Origin of the sequence: Paraglaciecola sp. (assembly GCF_039964565.1) — a bacterium.
In the GTDB taxonomy this organism is placed as follows: Bacteria; Pseudomonadota; Gammaproteobacteria; order Enterobacterales; family Alteromonadaceae; genus Paraglaciecola.
In genome coordinates this window covers 395,483-420,261 of the sequence record NZ_JBDVXF010000044.1, presented here as the reverse complement: position 1 = coordinate 420,261, position 24,779 = coordinate 395,483, and the positions used below count along the sequence as shown (strand labels likewise).

The window sequence follows — 24,779 nt, the reverse complement described above, 5'->3', positions numbered from 1 at the left end:
TAAGCCTACTCTTGCTTAGTAAAAGTGACTACCTCACCTGAAGCACAAAGCTGCTGTGCTTCAACTTTACTGCAGGCTTGATTCATTTTAAGTAAACCTATACCAGCGCCGTTCGAGAGTGTCGTTAATTTATGGTCATTGGGATTGCGATGCCTAACCAGCATATTACGTCTCTGGGTGAACCAATTAAGCGGCGAATATTTGCTATATAAAATACGATTAAGTTTGTCGAACCACTTTAACAACTTATCTGGAAATTCATTTTTGATTCCGCTACTGGTGATTTGCGTGATATTTGGACTGTTATTTCTGAATCTTAACGTGACGTCATACACAAAAGAGTAATGCACATCACCTGACAGAATCACAAAATTAGGAGGTGTTTTGCGATTACGAAAAATATTTAACATCACACTGGCGGTGCCTTTGTGAGCCATCCAGTTTTCAGCGTCAACAGTCAGTGCTTTGCCAAAAAAGGTAAAAATACGCTGTATAGTCTCAATGAGTTTCACACCAAAAATGGGTGCTGCAGACACCATGATCACAGATTCTTGACCAATGAGTTCCTGCTGTAATTCACACAGGGCTTCCCAATCCATCAATCCAGAAGGTTTACTTAAACTCGACTCTGAACGCCAACGTTGGGTACGTGTATCTAATACCACCAGCTTCGGAGAAGTTTGCAAGCAATAATGCCATTGTTCCCATTCAAGCATTATGTGCACAAGTTTGTCATGTTGCTGGATGCCACTTTCAGTAAAATATTCTCTACACGACTCGAATAAGGGCCGCAATTTTGTAGGGTCATTGCCCCAACCTTGACACAACCAATACCCTATTAGCGCGTTGCCTACTATGCGTTTCGCAAATAAGTTACCGTATACCGCTTCTTCCCAACCTCGGGTTAAATTCCAATCATCAGTAATATCGTGGTCATCAAAAATCATGTATACCCGCACATGAGCTAAGGCACGCCGGACTTTATCTAGTCCAGCAACGAAGTGTTCGATTATGACCTGTTCTTCTCTAAATTTTTGTTTGAAGGGTTCAGGGATTGACGTGTCAGTGATCTCTGTCAAATGCCACATTTCAGGGGACCAGGTAAGAATATACATAGCCATAACTTCAGCAAAAGAAATTAAGTGGTTACTCGCATTGACCGAAGTAAAAATAGGTTTGCGTTTGGCAGCAAAAAACTGGCTATACGTATTCTCAGTACTAGGGTCGTCTGGTAATAGTTCGGGTCGTTGATAAAAACAATTTGGGTGTTTAAATAACTCTTGGCTATTTTTAATTGTTGCACCTTCAAGCTCTTCATGAAACAGACCCAAAAGATCTATTGTTTGCTCAATTACAAGAAGTGTTGGTCCCGCAACGTCATCGGTATAAACCTGGTCTCCGGACATCATTAATAAGTCTGGCAACTCACTTTGTCCGTTTACACCTTTTTCTATTTGTTGGTCGACTATAACTAAACCATCGCCACTTTCATGATGAGGTTTACGACAAGAGCCATGCAACATATGCCCGATTTGTCTACGGATCAAGAAGCTAGGGTACGCCTCACCTGAATAAAGCAAAGAGGGCAGCAACTCGGATAAGAAACTACTGGCTCCATACTGATCTTGTAAACTGATGTCATAACTCACTCGACTGCCACATGGAATTTCAGTATTCGGTTCAAGAGTGATTATATTCACAAAAGCGTGACTACCCACTTGAACTTGACTCAACTGATCCGCATCTAGCCGAGCATCAAACCAGGTACTTTGCTCTTTTTGATTGAACAAGGTTACTGAAAAATCAAATGCTTGACTGGTTATCAGCCAAAAACAAACTTGATTAGCATTCGCTCGCCGAACAATAGGGCCGGCGAGTATTTTTGGCAATAAAGCAGCGGTATTTTTAGACAAAATACTTAAACGCGTGGTTATTCAAACACAGAATTGAGATAGGCTGCGATTCGAACGCCAGCCATTTGCAAACGCTGCTTCACAATAGGCAAGTTTTGAAATTGATAATCCCAAGATAACTTGTCTTTTTCTGGATAAAGAGTCGCTCGTAACTTGGCGCTTTCAGCTATCCAAACCTTAGGATCCAGCTCCTTCCAATCTTGAATTTGTTGTTCAGAAATTTTACGGCTTAATATGTTGGACCATTCTGTATAAGACAATTGTTGCCTATCAATTAAACCTGAGTCCCAGACTCGGTGTAAATTAGAGTCTTCCCAAAAGAATTTCAATTTAACATCGTTGCCGCCTCTATCGAGACCGTTTCCTGCATGAAAAGGTTGGTGTAAATCCCCAATAATATGCACGATAAATCTTAGAGCGAGCTGTTTTTTTGCAATGCTAGTTTGTTTGCTTTTTAGTTGGTTTGTAAACAATTCCAATGCTGTGACCGCATTGCCTTCAGGCGGCGGGGCAACATCTGAATACGTTTTCCCTGCGTAAACGTCTACATAGTGCCAAGGGTTGGCTGTTTTTTGCCAAAATTCACTAGGATCGGCACGCATTTCGTCAGCATAAGTCGACGCTTCTGCTAGGTCTTCATTCACTAACAACTGCTCAATCGCTAGTTGTGCTTGTGGAGTTAAATATTGCTCCGCTATTGCACCGGTTACCCTATGACCAATCTGGCCCCAACTTAACGCTTGAAAACTCATCGCCGCGGCAATGGTACCTATTACTAATTTTTTTAACTTCATGTTAACGCTCTTGTATTTATTAATTATATTGTTGCTAATTGTTCTTTTAACAAATCATGGATACCACCAAAACTACCATTACTCATTACCAGAATGTGATCTCCGGGTTTAGCATAAGAAACAATAGATTTGACCAACAGTTGCAAGTCTTTATATAACATTGCGGTGACGTCACTCTGCGCCAGTAGTGCATCCATCGACCAGCTTAAATTAGCAGGCTCAAGAATAAACACCTGGTTAGCTTTTGACCATGACGCGGCAAGTGTATCTTTGTGAATGCCCATTTTCATGGTGTTAGAGCGAGGCTCCAATACAGCCAAAATACGCCCGTCTCCCACTTTTGATCTTAATCCGTCGATAGTGAAAGCAATGGCAGTTGGGTGATGAGCAAAATCATCATAAATTGTAATGTCATTGACCTTAGCTTTAACTTCCATGCGGCGTTTTACATTGACAAATTGACCTAAAGCCGCCACTGCCAGCTCACTTTTTACACCACAATGTTTTGCAGCAGCGATGGCCATCAAACCGTTATTTAGATTGTGTTCGCCCATTAAATCCCAATGCACTTTTCCTTGATTTTGTCCTTTAAACAACACATCAAACTCACTGCACTCGGGGTTATTATTTTGTACCTGCCAATCACCGCCAGTAAATTGCACTGGCGTCCAACATCCCATATCTAAGACTTTGCGTAAGTTGTTGTCTGATTTCGGTAAAAGAACCAGTCCGTTATTGGGTACCATTCGTAATAAATGGTTAAACTGTTTTTGAATATCACCTAAGTTCGTAAAAATATCTGCATGATCGAATTCAAGGTTATTCATGACCAATGTACGAGGTCGATAATGAACAAATTTGGAACGTTTATCAAAAAAGGCACTATCGTATTCATCTGCTTCAATCACAAAAAATGGGGTTTCGCCCAAACGTGCCGAAACATCAAAGTTTTGTGGAATACCACCTATTAAGAAACCCGGCTTTAACCCCGTATATTCTAATATCCAAGCCACCATACTGGAGGTACTGGTCTTCCCATGGGTACCAGAAACGGCTATTACCCAACGATCTTTGAGTACATTTTCTAACAGCCACTGCGGGCCACTGGTGTAAGGCAAGTTTCTTTCTAAGACGTATTCCACTGCCTCATTACCCCGAGATAGCGCGTTACCGATTACCACTATATCTGGTTCATTCTTAAATTGTTTCGTGTCGTATCCTTCAAACAACTCAATACCTAAAGACTCTAATTGTGTGCTCATAGGCGGATAAACATTAGCGTCAGAACCAGTCACTTTGTGCCCTAACTCTTTTGCAATAGCGGCAATTCCTCCCATAAAAGTGCCACAGATACCTAAAATATGTAGATGCATAGATTGCCATTTAAAAAGTCTAAGAAGGGTAGATTACCAGAACAAATATCCGTAACCCAATTAACAATGTAAAAATTTTACATTGTTGCTGCAGCTAAGTTTTAACGCCGTATCGGTATTGGTTATAAAGAATACGTTTAGGTTACTGAGTTTATGATTTTTTGTGGGTATAATTATTGAAGCAGTATTAACAATAATAACAATCTTGCTGCATCACCCTACAACTAAAAGGTATTTACACGTAATGAAAAGACTTAACTCGCAACTTCAAGAAGATGGCGCTCCTATGGAGCTAATACTGCTACTAAGAACATTATTAGCAGGCTGTAAAGAAATTTCATTTAGGGTCAGTCAAGGCGCATTGGCTGGTGTATTAGGGTCAACACTGAGTGAAAATGTTCAAGGTGAAACCCAAAAGAAGTTAGACATTATTTCTAATCAAATTCTCAAAGATATTCTTAGTGAGTCTGGTTACGTTAAAGCGATCTCTTCTGAAGAAGAGGACGAAGTCGTACCTTGCAATCCAAATGGTAATTACTTGGTTAGTTTTGATCCCCTTGATGGTTCATCCAATACCGATATTAATAGCCTCATCGGTACGATTTTCTCAATTACACATGCACCACAATGGATGGACCCCGATGACCCTTCGGCGTTTCTGCAACCAGGTACACAAATAGTTGCCGCAGGTTACGTATTATATGGCCCATCTGCAATGCTCGCTTTAACTACGGGACGTGGTACACATCTGTATACCTTAGATAAAACCCATGGCGGTTTCTTATTAACCACTCCGAATGTCAAAGTGCCAGAGCAAACATCAGAATTCTCAATTAACGCATCGAACCAACGTCATTGGGAAGCGCCTATTCAAGACTATGTTAGCGATTTGTTAGCGGGAACTGATGGGCCTAGAGAGAAGGACTATAACATGCGTTGGGTAGCTGCAATGGTAGGAGATATCCACAGAGTATTGTGCAGAGGTGGAATTTTTATGTACCCCTACGACAAGCGAGATCCTAATAAAGCGGGTAAATTACGTTTATTATATGAAGCCAACCCTATGGCCTTCCTCGTTGAACAAGCTGGGGGCTTAGCTGAAACCGGTTCAGGTCGAATCATGGAAGTAATGCCAACTGAAATTCACCAACGGGTCCCTGTTTTGATTGGCTCAAAGGATGAAGTTGAAGCATGTTTAAGCTACAACAAATAGACTTTATTAGTCATAAATAAACCTAAAAACGCCTCAGATGAGGCGTTTTTAGGTTTCCGGTTAGTAGGACTTATTACAATAACGGGGCGATGACCAAACTCACTATAGCCATTACATTGATAAGGATGTTCATAGATGGGCCTGATGTATCTTTAAATGGGTCGCCCACGGTATCTCCAACTACTACTGCGGCATGCGTATCAGAACCTTTACCACCTAGGTTACCTTTTTCTACATACTTTTTAGCATTGTCCCAAGCACCACCAGCATTAGCCATCATTAACGCAAGCAACACACAACCTAGTAATGCCCCCCCCAACATTCCGCCTAATGCATAAGCACCTAAGCCAAAACCAACTAATGGTGGAACGCCAACGGCTATTACCCCTGGTAATATCATTTTCTTCAATGCTGCTTGCGTAGCAATATCAACACAACGTGCATTGTCAGGCTCGGCGGTACCTTCCATCAAACCGTCTATTTCTCTAAACTGGCGGCGGATCTCTTGGATCATTTCAAATGCTGCATCCCCAACAGCTGTCATCGTAATTGAGGCGATTAGAAAAGGTAATAACCCGCCAATAAAGAGACCTATCAACACCATGGGATTACCCAAATTAAGAGTAAAATCGGGGTATTTATTCACCAAGGTTTCTATAAATGCTGCAATAATAGCAAGAGCAGCAAGGGCCGCTGCGCCAATAGCAAAACCTTTACCTATAGCAGCGGTGGTATTACCCAATTCATCTAAGGAATCGGTAATATCGCGAGTTTCCTTTCCTAACCCCGCCATCTCAGCTATGCCCCCAGCATTGTCAGCCACTGGGCCATAAGCATCGATAGCCATAGTAATACCCACAGTCGCCAACATACCCACTGCAGCAATACCTACACCGTATAAGCCCGCTAATTGAGTTGACGCAAAAATAATTGCGCAAATAGTTAGCACGGGAATCACAACAGATTGCATACCGACAGCCAACCCCGTGATCATTACCGTAGCAGAGCCCGTTTCTCCGGCTTCAGCTATTTTACGTACAGGTGTGGAAGCGGTGTAATATTCCGTTACTAGACCAATAATAATCCCCCCTACCGCTCCAGCAACAACTGCCCACCATACATGGTCATTCACGCCAAGTTTGGCAACCACAAAATACGCTACAACGATAAAAATGCCGGCCGCTGACATAGTACCAGCGCGTAAAGCCACCTCTGGTTTACTGGCGGATAACAACTTAACTAAAACAATGCCAGCAACCGAACATAACAATCCAGTCGAGGCCAAAACTAAAGGCAGAAACATTAAGGACTCTCGGCTACCTAAAACACCTAAAGCCATAGTAGAAGCAATGGCAATGGTGGCAATCATAGAACCACAATATGATTCAAATATATCTGATCCCATGCCAGCAACATCACCCACGTTATCCCCCACATTATCCGCAATGACACCAGGGTTTCGTGGATCGTCCTCGGGAATGCCCGCTTCGATTTTACCCACTAAATCAGCACCCACATCAGCGCTTTTAGTGAAAATCCCACCACCTACACGAGAGAACAACGCAACTATAGATGCCCCCATTCCAAACCCATGGATCACATGGGCAGTGCTTGGGTCGCCACCAAAAAACCAATATAGTGAACCTAAACCTAAAAGCCCCATAGCGGCAACACACAACCCCATGACAGAGCCGCCCATAAAAGCAACTGTTAGCGCCGCTGCTGGCCCTTTATCGTGAGCTGCTTGAGTAGTACGTACATTTGCTTTAGTCGCCGTAAACATGCCCATATAACCAGCAAAGGCAGAACACACCGCGCCCGCAACAAAAGCGAGAGTGGTGTATTGTCCTAAAGAAAAATACAAAGCAATACCCACCACTAAGGCAAAAAGAAATAACATTTTATACTCGCGAAGCATAAACACCATGGCACCGGAATGAATAGCATCACCTATTTTAGATATGGCAGGATCTGAAACCGGTGAATTTTTGATCATCAGATAAATAATAAAGGCACAGATTAAACCAGCGATTCCTAGAACAGGTGGCATGTAGAATAATTCAGTCATAAAAGTTCCCAGAGTTAATTTAGCTAAGACACAAAGCAAACCGTTTTTGGTTTAAAGCTAAATACAAACTGCCAAACCAATTTTACTTTGTGATACTTTCACGCCAATCCCTCATTGCCTACATCATTCATGAGTATATGGCTATTATGTTGTTTTATTTACAATTTATTTACAACTATAACGAGATATTTACCTTTAGTTCAAGTTTTAATCATTAATTGTACTTAGACTGCATTTTAATCACTTTGATGAGTTTCTTCTTGTACCTGTAAGCACTATAATCTTGCTCATTAGAATTCAATCACCTTAGGTAATACTATGAGCCTTAATGCCGTACCCGCTGGTAAAAATTTACCAGAAGAAATCAACGTAATAATCGAAATCCCTGCTCACTCTGATCCTGTCAAATATGAAGTAGACAAAGATTCAGGAGCCATATTTGTTGACCGCTTTATGGCAACTTGTATGCACTATCCTACTAACTATGGCTATGTGCCACACACATTATCTGAAGATGGTGATCCAGCTGATGTATTAGTGTTGACACCTTTCCCATTATTAGCAGGCTCTGTTATCCGTTGTCGTCCAGTGGGCGTATTAAAAATGACAGACGAATCAGGTATTGATGCAAAAATTCTTGCGGTACCAGCTGATAAGTTATCAACAATTTACCGCGGCATTACTGATATTGATCAAATTCCAGAGCTAACTAAACATCAAATTCAGCATTTCTTTGAGCATTACAAAGATCTAGAGCCAAATAAATGGGTAAAAATTGAAGGTTGGGAAAACGCAGCCGCAGCGAAAGCTGAACTAGTCAACAGTGTTAAGTTGTACGAAGCAAGCGAAGAAAAACCCGCATTCTAATTTCCCCGAAAATAAATGCATTACTGAGCCGATTTTGTAATCGGCTTTTTTATTTGGGTGGATAAAATTTATTGTGCGACAATTAAAACTCAGCAAACGATAGGTCACATAATTTGCACTTTAATTCATTTTCCCCTTTGTCTGACATTCGCAAAAACCCGCAATTTCTATTGCTCGCAATGGCCTTCGTAATGCCGCTCGTATTTTCTGTGTGGAATGCTTTACTCAACAATTTTGTAGTGGAAAAAGCACAATTCAGCGGTGCAGAAATTGGTCTATTACAAAGCTTTCGAGAAGTCCCCGGATTTTTAGCTTTTACTGCTGTTTTTTTATTATTGGTTATAAAAGAACAAACCCTAGCGTTAGTTGCACTGGCTGTAATGTGTATTGGTGTAGCGATAACCGGATGGTTACCATTTGAAATAGGGTTGTATTGCACTACTGTGCTTATGTCGATTGGATTTCACTACTTCGAAACCATCAATCAATCGTTAACATTGCAGTGGATACACAAAGACAAAACGGCTCATTTTATGGGTATACAATTGGCGGTTAAGAGTTTCGCATCCTTGTTGGCATATGCATCGATATGGGTATTGATGGAATGGTTTGAGGTTACCTATAGTTCAGTCTACATGTTAGCTGGAGGAGTGGGTCTGCTAATTGTGTATTTACTATGGACAAATTTTGACTCGTTTTCTCATGGCTCACCTCAACATAAACATATGTTTTTACGCAGGCGTTATTGGTTGTATTATGCCTTAGTGTTTTTTAGTGGCGCGAGAAGGCAAATATTTATGGTATTTGCTTCCTTTATGATGGTTGAAAAATTTGGCTATTCAGTTGGTGATATTAGCCTACTTTTTATTATCAACTATGTTATCAATCTACTTTTCGCACCTAAAATCGGAAAATGGATCAGCCGTATTGGAGAGCGCCGCGCGCTAACAATAGAATACATGGGATTGCTCATTGTGTTTATCAGTTATGCGTTGGTAACAGATGGGCGAATTGCTGCCGCTTTATATATTATTGATCACCTATTTTTTGCGATGGCCATCGCCGTGAAAACTTACTTCCAAAAGATTGCCGACCAAAAAGATTTTGCCTCCACTGCTGGTGTCAGTTTCACTATCAACCACATTGCGGCGGTTGTGATCCCAGCGTTATTAGGTATCGTATGGTTAACGTCACCCAGTTTAGTGTTCTATATCGGTTCAGGTTTTGCCATTTGCTCCTTGTTGCTAGCGTTGAATATACCGAACACCCCCAGTCAAGGTAATGAAGTAGTGAAAAACCCATTTTTTAGAGCAAATCAAATACAGGCCAATAAAAACACATGATTAAAATTGTTCATGCAACTTGCTTAATATTAGCTTTATTTACGCAAACGACCTTTGCAAACGAGCCTCTAGAATTATATTGGGAAGATATGGTGCCACCCAATTATCAAGCACCCGACACCCCATTGAGCCATGACGGCAGCATGATGCAATTAGGAATTGATGCCCCAATAGTCGAAAACCTCGATGGCAAATTGGTAAAAATACCTGGATTTGTTGTTCCTTTAGAGGGCACCAACAAAAACACCAGTGAATTTTTGTTGGTGCCTTATTTCGGAGCCTGTATTCATGTGCCACCACCACCCGCAAACCAAATCGTTTATGTGAAGTTTTCTAAGGCCGTGCCGATAGACAGATTAAACGATGCAGTATGGGTAACAGGTACATTAAGTACTCGAGGCTGGGAAGGTGACCTTGCAACCGTAGGATATTCTCTAGTAGGCATTAGCGTAAGTCCTTATGAAGGATAGCAAAATTTTACAAATGAAGCTGGCCCTAAGAAACTTTTGTTGAACCATAATTTGTCTATACTGATTTTAGAGGTGATTTTTTCGTAGGTGACTGGTTAGCTCAAAATGCAGAGTATCAGGCACTAAATGCAAACTGGATGATAAGGTGATTTAATGAATTTTTTGACGAAACTGTCTATTGCGCAAAAGTTATTTCTTATTCCAATCATTGGAACTGTTGGATTCTTATTATATTTAGGCATCACCACTTATACTGCATTAAAAAACGTCGATTTATTAGAAAACGTTATAGAAGTCCAATATCCGGCATTAGATGTGACCAAAAATGCCCTAGTTAAAATGGAAAAGGTCAAAGAAACCCTAAGCAGTGCCGTTACCACGGGTGATGAAGAGTCCTTAGAGAATGCCCTTAATCACGCCAAAGAAACTCAAAATTTATTGCAAAAAATTAAAGCAATTGATCCCGACCTAAGTACCGATATAAATAGCATTTTGCAATCCTTCAATAATTACTACAACTTGGCTTTTGATGTATCTAAATCAATGATAGATGGTACGGCTGACTATTCAAAATTGGGTGAATTATCCGGCACCATGAATGATAATTACGACAACGCCTTTGAAAACTTAAGTCATTTTAAAGAAACGCGCACTAAAGCGTTCCAAACAGATATACAAGAAGCGAGCGACAGTGGCCAATCTACCATTTTTATCGGTGGAGCAATGGCTCTGTTAACTATCATTTTATTATTTGCCACTGCGATCCCTATTGTTAACGGCATTAAAGGCAGTATTGTTCAAGTAGTCAATTCACTAAAAGATATCGCCCAAGAAGATGGCGATCTGACAGTCAGGATCCAGTCAAAAAACAAGGATGAAATTGGTGATTTAGTCCATTGGTTTAATCAGTTTATGGAAAAACTTCAGGGAGTGGTCAAAGACATTGTTAATGCCTCTTTGCCTTTATCAAAATTAGCACAAAATTTAAACCAGCTAACAGACGACACCAATAAGACGATTGACGTACAACAGCGCTCTGCAGGACAAGCTAAAAATGCAGTAGACGCAATGAGACACAGCGTGATCGCGGTAGCTGAGAGCGCGGCAGAAGCAGCCAACGCCGCCAGTGATGCATCGAATGCAGCGAGCGATGGACAAGCGGTTGTTAATGACACTGTACATAGTATCCAGGTATTAGCCGCAAATGTTGAAGATTCTTCAGAAGTCATCAGAAAATTAGAGGCCGATTCAAACCAAGTAGGTGTGGTACTTGATGTAATCAAAGGTATTGCAGAACAGACCAACCTTTTAGCGCTTAATGCGGCCATTGAAGCCGCTAGAGCTGGTGAACAGGGTCGAGGGTTTGCGGTAGTCGCCGATGAAGTGCGTACCTTAGCGTCAAGAACACAACAATCTACAGAGCAAATTCAACAAACCATAGAACAACTTCAAAACGCAGCACGTTCCGCAGTAAGTGTTATGGCAAAAGGAACAGAACAAGCGAGTAATAGTGTAGAAACAGCAAATAAAGCTGGTGCTAGTTTATCAGTCATTACCGATACTATTAGTCGTATTACCAACATGAACGATCAAATTGCGCAGTCTACTGGCGAGCAGCAGAACGTAGCCAAAACCATCAGTAGCAGTGTCGATGAAATTCATAGTCGTACTGAAGAAACGGCAAGCAGTTCCAGAGAGTTAGCATCGGTGAGTTCCGAGCTAGCCAAATTAGCGCAGCATTTAGAGGGCATAGCCAAACAATTTAAAGTATAGCGTTAGGCTGTAAAAACCTACATTTGGGTTTTTATGGCCTAATCAAGCGCATAAAAATTTGCCGAAAGTGTGGCTTTTATTTCGTCTTTAATCGCCACTGACTGTTTTGTATTAAAATCAAAATGTACTAGCGTTGTTATACCTGTGGCACATTTATTTTGCTTCTGCCACAACTCTTGATAAACATCAAAAGAACTCGTACCAATGCGGCTAATATAAGTTCTCACTTGTACTTTGTGACCGTAATAAATCTGCTCTAAAAAGTCCACTTTGTAACTCGCTAAAATTAGCGGCCAGTTTTGCAAATCCAACTCAGGATTAAAAAGTTTAAAAATAGGATCGCGGCCACTTTCAAACCAGCCCACTAAAGCAGTATTACTCACATGAGCTAAGGCATCGGTCTCGTAAAAACGTACATTAAATTCTTCGACAAACATATCATTAGATCCTTACTTTTGTAGCAAAGGCTTAAGGAACCGCGCAGTATGTGAAATTTCTGTCTTACAAATATCTTCGGGAGTACCTTGTGCCACGATTTGACCGCCACCTGAACCGCCTTCGGGTCCCAGATCGACTACCCAATCTGCGGTTTTTATTACATCTAAATTATGTTCAATTACAACAACAGTATTACCGTGATCACGTAATCGATGCAGCACTTCCAACAACTGTTTAATATCGTGGAAATGCAAGCCAGTAGTTGGTTCGTCTAAGATATACAGTGTTTGCCCAGTATCGCGCTTTGATAACTCCTTAGCCAACTTAACACGCTGCGCCTCTCCACCCGATAAGGTAGTAGCCGCTTGGCCTAAACGCACATAAGACAGACCTACGTCCATCAAAGTTTGTAACTTACGGGCAATAGCGGGGATAACATCAAAGAAAGGACGGGCTTCTTCTACTGTCATATCTAATACTTGATGAATATTCTTTCCTTTATACTGTATTTCCAAAGTTTCGCGATTATAGCGTTTGCCTTTGCATATATCACAAGGCACATATACATCTGGTAAAAAATGCATCTCTACTTTGATTACCCCATCTCCTTGACAGGCTTCACAACGCCCCCCTTTGACATTAAAACTAAAACGTCCGGGTTTATAACCTCGGGATCTAGCCTCTTGAGTACCCGCAAATAATTCACGCACCGGTGTAAAAATTCCGGCATAAGTAGCAGGGTTGGATCGTGGTGTTCTGCCAATAGGACTTTGGTCAATATCCACGACCTTGTCCATAAACTCCATACCCGAAATACTTTTATAGGGTGCTGGCTCTCCCGTGGTCGCTCCATTCAATTCTCTGTGGGCAATTCGATAAAAGGTGTCGTTTATCAAGGTAGATTTGCCCGAACCAGACACACCAGTAACGCATGTCATCAAACCTATAGGCGCTCTAAAAGTAACGTTTTGAAGATTGTTGCCAGTGGCGCCTGTCAACTCCACCCACTTATCTTGGTCGATTTCAGTTCGTTTAGCCGGGACTTCAATTTTTTCACGCCCCGAAAGGTATTTACCAGTTAGTGAATGCTCACTTTTCTTAATATCTTCAATCGTCCCTTGGGCGACTATTTCGCCACCATGTACACCTGCACCTGGGCCAATATCCAAAACAAAGTCGGCAGTTCTGATAGCATCTTCGTCATGTTCAACCACAATAACTGTGTTGCCTAAGTCTCGTAAATGAATCAGTGTATCAAGTAACCTTTCATTATCCCGTTGATGTAATCCAATTGAGGGTTCGTCGAGCACATACATCACCCCCACTAAACCAGCTCCTATTTGACTGGCTAACCTAATTCTCTGAGCCTCACCTCCAGACAAGGTATCGGCACTGCGCGACAAAGACAGATAATTGAGACCTACGTTGACTAAAAATGACAGTCTGTCATTAATTTCTTTGAATATTTTTTCAGCTATTTTTAGTCGTTTACCGGTTAGCGTTAGGTTCGCGAAAAACGCTAATGCTTCGGCAATCGACATATCGGTAATAATATTTAATGGTGTTTCGCCTACAAATACGTTTCTGGCTTCTAGTCTCAAGCGAGTACCAGAGCAACTAGAACAAGGTTGTTGACTCAAGTATTTAGAAAGCTCTTCCCTAACCGCATTTGACTCAGTTTCTTTGTAGCGGCGTTCCATATTGGGAATAATCCCTTCAAATGGATGTTTTCGCTCCATGATATCGCCACGGTCATTGATATATTTGAACTTCAGTGATGTGCCTTTACTACCATATAACACGATATCCTTGGCTTTTTCATCTAGCTCTGAAAAAGGCACTGCCAAGTCAAACTTATAGTGGTCGGCCACGGCTTGCAACATCTGAAAATAATAATAGCTGCGTTTGTCCCATCCTCGAATAGCTCCACCAGACAAGCTTATTTCTTCATTTGCAATAATTCGATGGGGATCAAAAAATTGCCTAGTGCCCAATCCATCGCAACTTTGGCATGCTCCGGCAGGGTTGTTAAAGGAAAATAAACGTGGCTCCAATTCAGCCATACTGTAACCACAATGTGGGCAAGCAAAATTAGAAGAAAACACCAACTCTGCCTTATCGGGCTCATCCATAAAAGCGACTGTAGCTGTGCCCCCAGACAAATTTAAGGCGGTTTCAAATGACTCTGCCAAACGAAGTTTTAAATCTTCGCGCACCTTGAAGCGGTCAATTACTACTTCAATCGTGTGTTTTTTGTGTAAATCCAAATCAGGGGGATCAGACAAATCACACACGTTACCGTCAATTCGCGCCCGAATAAAACCTTGAGCCGCGAGGTTTTCTAAGGTTTTAAGATGCTCACCTTTGCGGCCTTGGATAACAGGAGCAAGCAACATCAGTTTGATATCAGCTGGCATCTCCAAAACGCGGTCAACCATTTGACTAATTGTTTGCGCGTCTAACGCCACATGATGCTCAGGGCAACGGGGCTCGCCCACTCTTGCATATAACAAACGCAAATAATCGTAAATTTCTGTGATAGTTCCCACGGTAGAACGGGGATTATGCGAGGTCGATTTTTGTTCGATCGAAATAGCGGGTGATAAACCTTCGATATGATCCACATCAGGCTTTTCCATCATAGACAGAAACTGCCTAGCGTAAGCCGACAAAGACTCGACATAACGCCTTTGTCCTTCGGCATACAAGGTATCAAAAGCCAGGGAAGATTTACCCGAACCAGACAAACCTGTGATAACAGTTAATTTGTCTCTGGGAATATCTAGATTGATGTTTTTTAGATTGTGGGTTCGAGCACCGCGTACTTCAATTCTATCCATTTTTAACTTTTATCAAATGCAAAAGAAGAAGTATTACATACTCTTGAAACTAGCTCTACGGCAACTCTGATTATCTTTTTTAAGGCACATTGCAGCTAATCAAAAATGTTGTTTAAATTGTTTGTGAAAATGGAATCTATGCTAGACTAGTCGGCTATTTTGACATCCACCTTTTTGATTTTTTGATAATAGATTAAACCTTGAATTCTACCGAACTTCGCAGCGCTTTTTCTCTTGCCTTTGTGTATGTATTACGCATGCTTGGCCTGTTTATGGTTATGCCTGTTATTGCCGTAAGCGCCCAAGAATATCCCGATTATTCAGCGTTTTTGGTTGGCTTAGCCATAGGTGGATATGGACTCACACAAGCATTATTGCAGATTCCCATGGGGGTTTTATCCGATAAAATTGGGCGCAAACCAGTAATTGCTGGGGGATTAATCATATTTGCTGTTGGTAGTCTTGTTGCAGCAACGGCTGATAGTTTAGTTTGGGTTGTTGTAGGACGCTTTCTGCAAGGGGCTGGCGCAATTGCTGGTGCGATTATGGCCTTGGCCGGTGATTTAAGCCGCGAAAGACAACGACCCAAAGTTATGGCCATCATAGGTATTTCTATTGGTTTTTCGTTTTACCTAGCATTACTTTTAGGCCCTATTATTGCCAGTCAATTTGGATTGAGCGGTATTTTCCTGATGACAGGTGTACTCGCATCTTTATGCGTATTTTTAGTATTATTTGTAGTACCTAATGCAAAAAACATTGCACCAAAGGGTGATACGTTGCCCATTTACGAGGACCTTTTCAATCTATTTAGGCACCCTCAATTACTACGCTTAAATATCAGTGTTTTATTACTACACATGCTGATCACCCTGTTATTTGTACAAATTCCGGTGTTTCTAGTTGATTTAAAATGGCCCCTTTCCACACACTGGCAAGTCTATTCAGTGGTACTATTTGCTTCAGTTATTGGCCTTGTCGTACTTATGGCGCTAGCCGCTAAAAGCAAACAAGCAGTCATGCAATTTAGCGTTGCTGGCATGGCGATTATATTTGGACTGTTTGTTTTTGGGCAACATTCAATTATTTATTTGATGATTTTGGTAAGCCTATTTTTCACTTGTTTCAATTATCTAGAAGCAAATTTTCCGGCGATGGTTTCGAATATATCCCCTGCTGGTAAAAAAGGCTCAGCCATGGGTGTGTATGCTAGTTTTCAGTTTTTTGGTGCATTTATTGGTGGTGTGTTGTCTGGCAGTATTGGCACGCTTTTAGGCATTCAGTGGGTGTTTATATTAGCCAGTATTTTATGTGTTATATGGTTACTTTTGGTTAAGGGGATCAACGGGACGCAAAGGCTAAAAAGGTATACACTTAACACAAATGAAATAATAACAGATCTGACTTTACAGCAGCTTTCTGCATTAAAAGGCTTGGTTGATATAACAGTTGTTCCAAATGAACAAGTTATGTACATAAAGGCAGAACAACATTTCGATATTCAACAAGCTCGACTTGTACTGAATTTAAAAGAGTAATTAGGAGGAAACATGGCGAGTAAAGGTGTAAATAAAGTAATTTTAGTGGGTAATTTAGGTAAAGATCCTGAAGTAAGATATACCCCTAATGGTAAGGCAGTGGCCAATCTAACCTTAGCCACTTCAGAAAGTTGGAAAGATCAAAGTGGTCAGATGCAAGAAAAAACAGAATGGCACCGAGTCTCCATGTTCGGAAAACTTGCCGAAATCGCTGGCGAATATTTGCGTAAAGGCAGCCAAGTTTATATTGAAGGTAAACTTCAAACTCGCAAATGGCAGAATAAAGAAGGGCAAGACCAATACACCACAGAGATTGTTTTAGACCCATTTAATGGCGTCATGCAAATGTTAGGTGGACGCGGTGGCAGTCAATCTGAAGGGGGTTTCCAAGGTCAACAACGTCCAGCGCAACAACCTAATCAAGGTTACCAGCAAGCGCCACAGCAAGGCTATCAACAGTCGCCTCAGCAGAATCAACAATACCAAAAGCCACCAGCCCAAGGTAACCCTCAACAATCCAATCAAGGTTTCAATCAAGCACCGCAGCAAGGTCAACCAGCACCTATGGCAGAACCAGATTTTGATTTTGACGATGATATTCCGTTTTGAGGCGGAACTGAGACCACTTTTTGTAACGTTTAATAAAAAGCTATTTAATAACATATAGATAAAAAGAGTTTACAGTTGAAAGTGGCATTTCCTGTAAACTTTTTTTTCGCCTGTTTAGTGGTTATGCTGTACCTTACAATATTTGTAAAGAATTAGATTCGTGCTTCCTAATGTCACATATCGCTTCAATTAGATTTATCACATTGAAAAATCAATTCACGACTTAAAAAAACATAATGCAGTTTTTGTTGTTCAGTTACTTCTTAATTTTGTGAAGTTCATGCAAGAGCGACTTGGGCAGAAGTCCTATTGGGACATCTAGAAAAGTGCATTTTATATTTGAAATCAGTAAATAATTGGGTCTAATGCTGATTTAAATTCGAAAGTCCAATTCGCTCTTAGTTAACTAAGTATTCTCAGCGTAAGGTTCGGAGCTTGCTCCTCTCTTCTGCAATTCTCTCGCAAAGTAACTCTACTGCTTCATCTATACCCGCGGTTCCTCTTGGCATAAGTACATCACTGAACCAAGAAGTAATATCAGAAACGTAATGAAGAAAATCTTGAATCATGATTAGCTCATTTCTATCAGCTTGACTAATAGAGAAAAAGCCTCGCTTGTCGAGCATAGAATAAAGCTGATTATATTCTTTTTGCCAAAACTGAACTACGTTATCCCTTTCTTTAGCTCTTGAATATGAGTTTGTTTCTTCAACGAATAGGGGGATCACTCGACTCAGCATATGGTTTTTATCGTCTTGTGAAAACCGAAACATACACAACATTTCAAACATGCAATTAACGCGATGTAGATAGTCATCACTGAGCACGACAAATATGTAAGCTCCACGACCCAATTGTTTCATAAATTCAACAATTGACTCTCCAGACTTTAGAATTTTAGTATCTCGCCTTAATTCAATGTAATCAGGTAAAGCCTCCTCAAGGGCGTTAACCATCTCAATACTTTTTTCTGACCAAGCATATGAAATATATACTGGAATTAAGTCTTCTCTCTTTCGAACTGAAACACCTGAGTTCGGGATATTTTTCAAGCTTTCATTCTCGGTATTTTTGAAATAGTTTCTATTCTCGGAATAAAGTATTTTGACTGAAGGTTGCTCACCTATCTTAATTCGACGTATTGCATCGCTTAACTTTTCGATGAATGAGCGTGCTATCTCAATACTTCTATCTTCTGTCGGACTGGAAGGCATACCCTCGATATATATTTCTCCACTAAACGAATTGTTTTCGATATTTGGCAACCTCGACGAAATTTTGACAACCGTATTGTGACCTATATCGAAAAAACAAATACCATATGCCCAATAAACTGCTCGGTAGCCAGCCTCTTGACAAATTTCAATAAGTATTCTCCTTAGAATCCCTTCATGGAGGAATGAATACTTCAAACAAATTTTGTTATCTGACGCTCTGCTTTGCCAAATTGTATTGATCTCGCAATGGGATTCTTTTTCAGAGGGTAGTAGTGAAGGCGCGATATAATTGCTAGGTGAGATTTCAATAATTGCTTCACAGCTTTTCATGATTTCAATAAAGAGGCCTCTTTCAGCGGGGCTCCGACCTTTCCATACAATTGTTTCCAGTAATGATTCAGAGAAGTGACCACCTTGACTGGTAATTATTGGGAGTACTCCATTTCGTCTAAATAACGTATAAACACCTTCCAACATCCATGACATATCGAGTACTATTTTTCCACCAAACAATGAATTCACCCAAAATATTTCGCCTGAGTTGTGTAAATATTCTTTAGCATAAGAGGGATCGGCGATGCTGAGTTTTTGGCATAGACTGTCGAATTTTATTTGCGTGATAATCTTGTCTTTACGCAAGTCCCGGAGGCACTCAGAAAGCTTAAGCCAATTGATGGGCATTCTAACTTTTCCAAATTTCTCTAACTGAAGCGTAGCGACATTTTTTAAAGCTACTTTGAGTGAGTCTAAACCACTGGATCGTTTTGAAGATGAAGCGACGGCGGTATTTATATTGCTTTTACGCCCTAAAATTGGAGGTTTTAATGTATCTATCTGTTTATCGCATTGAGTTTGAACAATAATTATAGGAGCTTGGTTCCCTGCGTAGCTAGTGACGTACTCTAACCAATACTGCAAGGGTCGATTTCGCATAGGAACATTATTTTCCTCATAAACATCTGTATTTTCGTATTTGGGATTCCAAGCAATTATAAAAATGGCACGTTCATCTAAAAAAATTGAGTGAGTGCTTAAATATATATCTTGTCCTCCAAAATCCCATATCTTAGCATTGATACCGACATACTCATCCTCTTGAGCAGATAGTTGAAATTCCCCCAACTCAATGCCGTGTGTGGATTCTACTGATTCGTCATAGTTCATTCCTTGAAGTCTGCGAGCGAGTTGTGTTTTGCCCACTGTGCCGTTACCTAAGATAAACACCTTAATTACACTCTCGGAAACCTCTGCTAAATTCAGGTCTTTTCCCCAAGCTTGGATAGCCGGCAAAATATCCTTTTCTTTGGCTGAGCCAAGTTCTTGAGGAGCACCGAGTAACTTGTCCGCAAATAAACAATTCAGTGATGTTAGGCAAGAAAAAGGATTTGCTCCTGGATTAACGTCTAAAGCAGTGGTAAATCGAACATCAAGTTCTTGTAGTTTTATTAGTGCAGACAGAGGTGACAAGTCTTTGACTTTCTCACAATTATGCATAATAAGTTTTTTAAGTGAGGTAAGTTTTGATATTGGGCTAATATCACTTAAGTTTCGACAGTAATTAAGACTTAGCGTTGTTAAACTTTTTAATTCAGACAACGGAGAAAGATCCGTCAATTCCTCGCTACTTGGAAGTGACAGTGATCGAAGAGAAGGCAACCGTTTGAGCGCGCCTATTTCTCTCATTATTGGTGCGCCAGTTACAATAATATCTGTTAGTGCCGGCAGGTTAACGAGGTCCGGAGTTGAGGCTAACTTGTAGCTGTCTTGAATCCGTAGTTCTAATAATTCAGGTAAATTCTCCATTTTTCCAATGCGGTTTACGTCATCGCACTTCTTGATAATTAACTCTTTTAATTTTTTCATATCAACCAAGCTTGGTATTTCTTCAAGTTTATGGCAATAAGTTAAATCAATAATTTCAAGCGCTTTGTACTTTGAGAGGCATGATATTTTTATAATTCTTTCGCATGACGACAGAATTAGTATCTTCAATTTGTCAGCTTTGAGGGGAAGGGTGACTTGAGTTAAAAAAGTACAGAGATTCAGATCAATTACTTCCAATGTTTGAATTGACTCCAGAGTAGGGATTTTTATAAGTCTATATAAATGGTTTAAAATGAGAACTCTAATTGAACTCAATCCTTCGAATGAGTCAATTGATGATATTTTAGCAAAACTAATCTTAAGATATTTTAAGTTGCGCAAATTCTTTATTGAGGGAAGAGATTCAATGCTTTCACACTGATCAAGATCTATAAGTTCGATAAATTGGAAACAAGCGAATTTTGGAAGTGACTTTAGTTTTTTATTGCCACTCAAACGAATGTTTTTTAATTTTTTGGAATTATCCACGTTTGGAAAATGTTTAAGCAATATATTATTTGATAGATCTAAATCCTGTAAGAAAAATGCTCCAAAGATATTTCCCACGCTCTCCAACATTTTACAACTAGTAATTGTTAGGCTTTTTAAAGATGGAAGATCATTGATCGCTGGAAAACATGTTATCGAGTCACAACTATCGATGAAAGCAGTTTTCAATCTTTGAAGACCATTTAGCCCATGAATTTCATGTAAATAGGCGTTTCCAACTAGTTCTATTTTTTCCAAATTAGTGTTGGATTTAGATACCTTTAGTTCTTTGAGCGCGCATTGAATGATAGTTATCTCTTTCAGTTGGCTTAACTGAGACAGTGCCGATATATCATTTAGTTGATAGCACCATGCGGAACGGAATACTTCCAAATCAATCAATACAGTCAAGAAATCTAAGTTACTAAGAGAAGTGCTACAACAGATAGTTAACTCACGTAACGCACTTAAAAATTGGATATTTGAGAAATCAATTGAACGAGCATTAATAACTTCTAGGCTGAGGAGTCCAACTAGTTTAGACAATGATGAAAAATTAAAATTGATATTTGTTTTGATTACTAGCTTTTTAAGATTCTTTAAATTTGCCAAAGGTGATAAATCGATACAGGGCTGAGGATTTGGAAGAAAGTTTTGAAGCTGGATCATTAAACAATCCAAGTTAGAAGTATCAATTAACGTGCCTTCGTTATAGAAATTGCTGTCAAGAATGGATAATGACTCTAGTAGAGGAAGTTCAGCATTATCAAATTCAGTGATATTTGAAAGAGCATTGCAATTATAAAAATGGAGAGATTTCGCGAAAGGCAACAGATGAATGCTATCAGGGATGCGTGCGAGTCCTTTTAGATTTAGAGTAACATCATCTTCTTTATTAGCGATTGCCTGTTCAAGTTGATATTTAAAATCAGGTGTTTGGTCGCTTTTGTTCTTTGAAATGGACTTTTGTGACAAAACTAACCTTCCTTGTTGATAACATTGCTATGCTACTTTTATTAAACTGATTTCGCTAATATGGTAACTTTAAAATATTCCTATATATGTCGACAAAGAGCAAACAAATCCCTATCAAGTTGCTTAAACTCTAACTTTTAAAAACTATCAGACATTTACCACACTGCCCGCTTTTTGGCCAACATCAGTTATTCAATAAAAATATAGTCAATGTCTGCAAATCGCCAAACCGGAAGTATTTGACGAAAATAGCTACAACCCCTTTCTGTTATTTTGAGCCTATCAACGAGTAGTTCGACTAATGTGGATCTTGGCACAGCTTATATGACTAACGATGCCATAATTGGGTAATATACCTTAGATACTTGGAAAAATGTGTTTAGGTCACTTAAGGAGAAACCTGTTTTCTCAGCAAGAAAAACTCTGCCCTCATCGTCAAGAAAGCTGGCCATAGCTAGAACCTCAAAGTTTGTTTTGATGTTTTCAAATAGCGACATTTTTTCCGCGACATAAGAATCGTCTAATCCTTTAGCGATTAATATTTCTCTAACGTCGTGCACGATGGATGGTGTCATAAATAATAAGCCCTAATCAGAGTTGTTAAATAGAGAATTGAGCTGTCTTGAACATCTATATTCTTCGCCTGTGTGACAGTATATTTCGCTTTTTCTTTGAGAAGAATTTCGAATAGTTATGAATCTTATAAAAACTCATTCAATCAACTATTTTTTCATACAAAAGTTTCAGCGTTCTGCCCCTACAATAGCACATAGTATTTTAACTCCGCATTATAATTATGATGATTTTTGTCAATTATTTATTTATAAATCAATGATTTACAAAAAATCATTCTTGATTCCTCAATCCCTATAGGCAACACTTTAAATCATATCGACTGACCGATAAGAAGTGAAACCACCAAAATGAACACTAAAATTTTTGAGTTTGCTACTGGCGAACAATACTGTTCTTTGATCGGCGACGATGGCCTTCCAATGGCTTATCCAAGTTTGTTCGTAACTGTAAATCATCGCAATAGTACAGATGCATTTACTACTATTGACAAAGAAGTTCGGCACATCAGATACCTATACGAGATTTGCCAATACTTGTGCATTGATTTGGAGCAAAAATGCCTCAAAGGCGAATTCCTGAAAAAAGCTGAAATGAATTGGTTGGTAAAGTGGGCAGGCAGGACAGTTAAGTCATTTCGGAACCATGTTGCCAAAAATAAAAAATTTATGGCAGGAAATGTGATACCTAAAATAACAAAACTAGAGTCTGCGCGAGCAAACATCGTCATCGAAGGCTCAGGACACATATCCCCGCATACTCACTTCAATAGGATTACAACATTCGCCCGCTACATTGGCTGGCTTGAATTATATTGTTTTTCTTCAAAACAAGGTAACGCAGAAGAAACACTCAAAACTTTGCGTCCAAAAAAATTTAGTAATGTTGATGATATTGATGAGCATGCAATGCTCGTAATTGACTGTTTAGATGAGCCATCCCGAGGCGACAACATTAAACAGATGGGGGAAACGCTTGAGCTTAATGCTTATCATTCCTTAACAAAAAGCCAAAGAATCAGAGTGATGGACGTACTTCGCCCTGATTCGTCTGATAATCCGTGGGGCGAAAGCGTTAGGGTTAGAAATCAGCTTACTTTTCATTTACTTGACGCAACTGGAGTCAGACGCGGAGAACTCGCTAGAATTCGCATTAATGACATCATTCGTTCCAAAAAAAATGGAAGGAAATATCTTAGAATAAGAAAACGTGAAGATAAAAAAGACAAGCGTCTTGATAGACCCAAAGCTAAAACGTTGGGTCGTATTATTCCGATTACGTCAGAGTTAGCTCTGCTTCTTGAGGACTGTATCGTTAAGTATCGATCAAAAATCTCTGGTGTTGAAAGAATCGACTATCTTCTTGTTCCACATCGCGCGAGTAAGTCAAAAGGAATAGCACTTTCATTAAGTTCTATAAACAAGATCTGCTCTCAACTTACCAAGGTCGTAGGATTTAAAGTAAATCCACACTCTTTCAGACACTCTTGGAATGACGACTTCAGCGAGATTGCAGATGACATTATAAGACGAGGAGAGTCTACAGAAGCAAAAACAGAAAGCGATAGAAGAAAGTTAATGGGGTGGACAGAGGAGTCTAAGATGGCAATGAAGTACGGTAAACGCCATGCAGACAGGCGAGCATTTCAAACTGGCTTGCCCCAGAATACGGCCTGAAAAAATGACATCATTACTCACAATCTCAATCACTCTTTGCAGATTAAGATGGTCTCGATGTTTCTCAAGCAAAAGTTGCTGACAACTGCGAGGCATGGGTGGCATATTTTCGGCAATTTCTGTCAGTTTTACAGCGTTACTATGCACACTGTTAGCCAATGACAAATATCTAAACTGTGATGGCGTGACGCCAAATTTTTGCCGAAAGGCGCGTTCAAAGGTTGCCCGTTCTGAATAACCAAGCCTAATAGCCAAATCTTCAATCTTAGTTTGTTTTGTTAACAAGGCTTTTACGCAAAGTTCATTTAAAAATTTACTTTGAATAAGTTTATAACTGGTTTCTTCTTGGGCCAGTTTACGCCTAAACGAGGTCATGCTTATAGACAATGCACAGGCGCATTGTTCAATGGTTAAGGATGCAGGTAAGTCCCTCTCGCTCAATAAACGATTGACAGCCGCTGTGAGTACTAAAGAAGGTTGAGAGTGTTTCATCAGCAAATATTTCTAATCAAAACAACATAGTAGAGGTATCCCAATTACATACACCTAATCAACGGAAAAAAAACTAGATTACTATTTCAAGCATCAATTTTCGACAATAATATACACCAAACAAAATAAGCGCCAAGTTGACTTTTCGTCCCTTAAATCGCACCTTTATTCCCAAAAATAAAAATATATAGAATATTTTATGATAAATTTTGACGATAGCATTGCTGAATATGTTACAAGAATGTATCGTCTTCC

The 24,779-nt window shown here is 39.9% G+C and carries 17 protein-coding genes; 8 read left to right on the top strand and 9 right to left on the bottom strand.

Annotated elements, in window-relative coordinates; all coding sequences use genetic code 11:
• Window positions 1-5 precede the first annotated feature (5 nt).
• From ABJK37_RS21485 to mpl, 3 genes are read right to left on the bottom strand one after another with little or no spacing between them, the layout of a single operon-like run.
• Complete coding sequence (locus tag ABJK37_RS21485) at window positions 6-1,913, bottom strand: alkaline phosphatase family protein (protein WP_348358101.1); 1,908 nt, start codon at window positions 1,911-1,913, stop codon at window positions 6-8.
• A gap of 17 nt (window positions 1,914-1,930) precedes the next feature.
• Window positions 1,931-2,707, bottom strand: coding sequence for a S1/P1 nuclease (locus ABJK37_RS21480; protein WP_348358099.1), 777 nt, complete (start codon window positions 2,705-2,707; stop codon window positions 1,931-1,933).
• A gap of 23 nt (window positions 2,708-2,730) precedes the next feature.
• Window positions 2,731-4,080 (bottom strand): UDP-N-acetylmuramate:L-alanyl-gamma-D-glutamyl-meso-diaminopimelate ligase, encoded by a 1,350-nt coding sequence (gene mpl, locus ABJK37_RS21475; RefSeq protein WP_348358098.1) that lies wholly within the window; start codon window positions 4,078-4,080, stop codon window positions 2,731-2,733.
• Between the two features lie 244 nt (window positions 4,081-4,324).
• Between mpl and ABJK37_RS21470 the strand changes: the two genes are divergently transcribed.
• On the top strand, window positions 4,325-5,293 hold the full coding sequence (locus ABJK37_RS21470) for a class 1 fructose-bisphosphatase (RefSeq protein WP_348358096.1): 969 nt from the start codon (window positions 4,325-4,327) through the stop codon (window positions 5,291-5,293).
• Between the two features lie 73 nt (window positions 5,294-5,366).
• Here the strand turns inward: ABJK37_RS21470 and ABJK37_RS21465 are convergent, their stop codons facing one another.
• Window positions 5,367-7,361 carry a sodium-translocating pyrophosphatase gene (locus ABJK37_RS21465; protein WP_348358095.1) on the bottom strand — a complete coding sequence of 665 codons (1,995 nt, stop codon included), beginning with the start codon at window positions 7,359-7,361 and terminating at the stop codon, window positions 5,367-5,369.
• 318 nt (window positions 7,362-7,679) lie between these two features.
• Between ABJK37_RS21465 and ppa the strand changes: the two genes are divergently transcribed.
• From ppa to ABJK37_RS21445, 4 genes are all read left to right on the top strand, one after another.
• Window positions 7,680-8,228 (top strand): inorganic diphosphatase, encoded by a 549-nt coding sequence (gene ppa, locus ABJK37_RS21460; protein WP_348358093.1) that lies wholly within the window; start codon window positions 7,680-7,682, stop codon window positions 8,226-8,228.
• Between the two features lie 179 nt (window positions 8,229-8,407).
• Complete coding sequence (locus tag ABJK37_RS21455) at window positions 8,408-9,571, top strand: MFS transporter (RefSeq protein ID WP_348358251.1); 1,164 nt, start codon at window positions 8,408-8,410, stop codon at window positions 9,569-9,571.
• Complete coding sequence (locus ABJK37_RS21450) at window positions 9,568-10,041, top strand: DUF3299 domain-containing protein (protein WP_348358091.1); 474 nt, start codon at window positions 9,568-9,570, stop codon at window positions 10,039-10,041. Before ABJK37_RS21455 ends, ABJK37_RS21450 begins: the two co-directional genes overlap by 4 nt.
• Before the next feature lie 153 nt (window positions 10,042-10,194).
• Window positions 10,195-11,814: a methyl-accepting chemotaxis protein gene (locus ABJK37_RS21445; protein WP_348358089.1), complete on the top strand. Its 1,620-nt coding sequence runs from the start codon at window positions 10,195-10,197 to the stop codon at window positions 11,812-11,814.
• 38 nt (window positions 11,815-11,852) lie between these two features.
• Here ABJK37_RS21445 and ABJK37_RS21440 read toward each other — a convergent pair whose 3' ends face one another.
• Window positions 11,853-12,251, bottom strand: a complete 399-nt coding sequence (locus tag ABJK37_RS21440) for a thioesterase family protein (protein ID WP_348358087.1) — start codon at window positions 12,249-12,251, stop codon at window positions 11,853-11,855.
• Between the two features lie 12 nt (window positions 12,252-12,263).
• A complete protein-coding gene (gene uvrA / locus ABJK37_RS21435) occupies window positions 12,264-15,092 on the bottom strand; it encodes an excinuclease ABC subunit UvrA (RefSeq protein ID WP_348358085.1) in 2,829 nt (942 codons plus the stop codon).
• Window positions 15,093-15,292: 200 nt separating this feature from the next.
• On the opposite strand from uvrA, the gene ABJK37_RS21430 reads away from it, so the two are divergent.
• Window positions 15,293-16,630 (top strand): MFS transporter, encoded by a 1,338-nt coding sequence (locus ABJK37_RS21430; RefSeq protein WP_348358083.1) that lies wholly within the window; start codon window positions 15,293-15,295, stop codon window positions 16,628-16,630.
• Between the two features lie 12 nt (window positions 16,631-16,642).
• Window positions 16,643-17,239: a single-stranded DNA-binding protein gene (gene ssb / locus ABJK37_RS21425; protein ID WP_348358081.1), complete on the top strand. Its 597-nt coding sequence runs from the start codon at window positions 16,643-16,645 to the stop codon at window positions 17,237-17,239.
• Window positions 17,240-17,655: 416 nt separating this feature from the next.
• On the opposite strand, the gene ABJK37_RS21420 is transcribed toward ssb, so the two are convergent.
• Together ABJK37_RS21420 and ABJK37_RS21415 are read right to left on the bottom strand one after the other, a co-directional pair.
• Window positions 17,656-21,783, bottom strand: coding sequence for a COR domain-containing protein (locus ABJK37_RS21420; RefSeq protein ID WP_348358079.1), 4,128 nt, complete (start codon window positions 21,781-21,783; stop codon window positions 17,656-17,658).
• A gap of 320 nt (window positions 21,784-22,103) precedes the next feature.
• Entirely contained in the window at window positions 22,104-22,358 is a 255-nt protein-coding gene (locus ABJK37_RS21415) for a hypothetical protein (protein WP_348358077.1), read from the bottom strand.
• A gap of 348 nt (window positions 22,359-22,706) precedes the next feature.
• On the opposite strand from ABJK37_RS21415, the gene ABJK37_RS21410 reads away from it, so the two are divergent.
• A complete protein-coding gene (locus ABJK37_RS21410) occupies window positions 22,707-24,032 on the top strand; it encodes a site-specific integrase (protein WP_348358075.1) in 1,326 nt (441 codons plus the stop codon).
• Here the strand turns inward: ABJK37_RS21410 and ABJK37_RS21405 are convergent.
• Entirely contained in the window at window positions 23,931-24,524 is a 594-nt protein-coding gene (locus ABJK37_RS21405; RefSeq protein WP_348358073.1) for a helix-turn-helix domain-containing protein, read from the bottom strand. The genes ABJK37_RS21410 and ABJK37_RS21405 overlap by 102 nt on opposite strands.
• Between the last annotated feature and the right edge of the window lie 255 nt (window positions 24,525-24,779).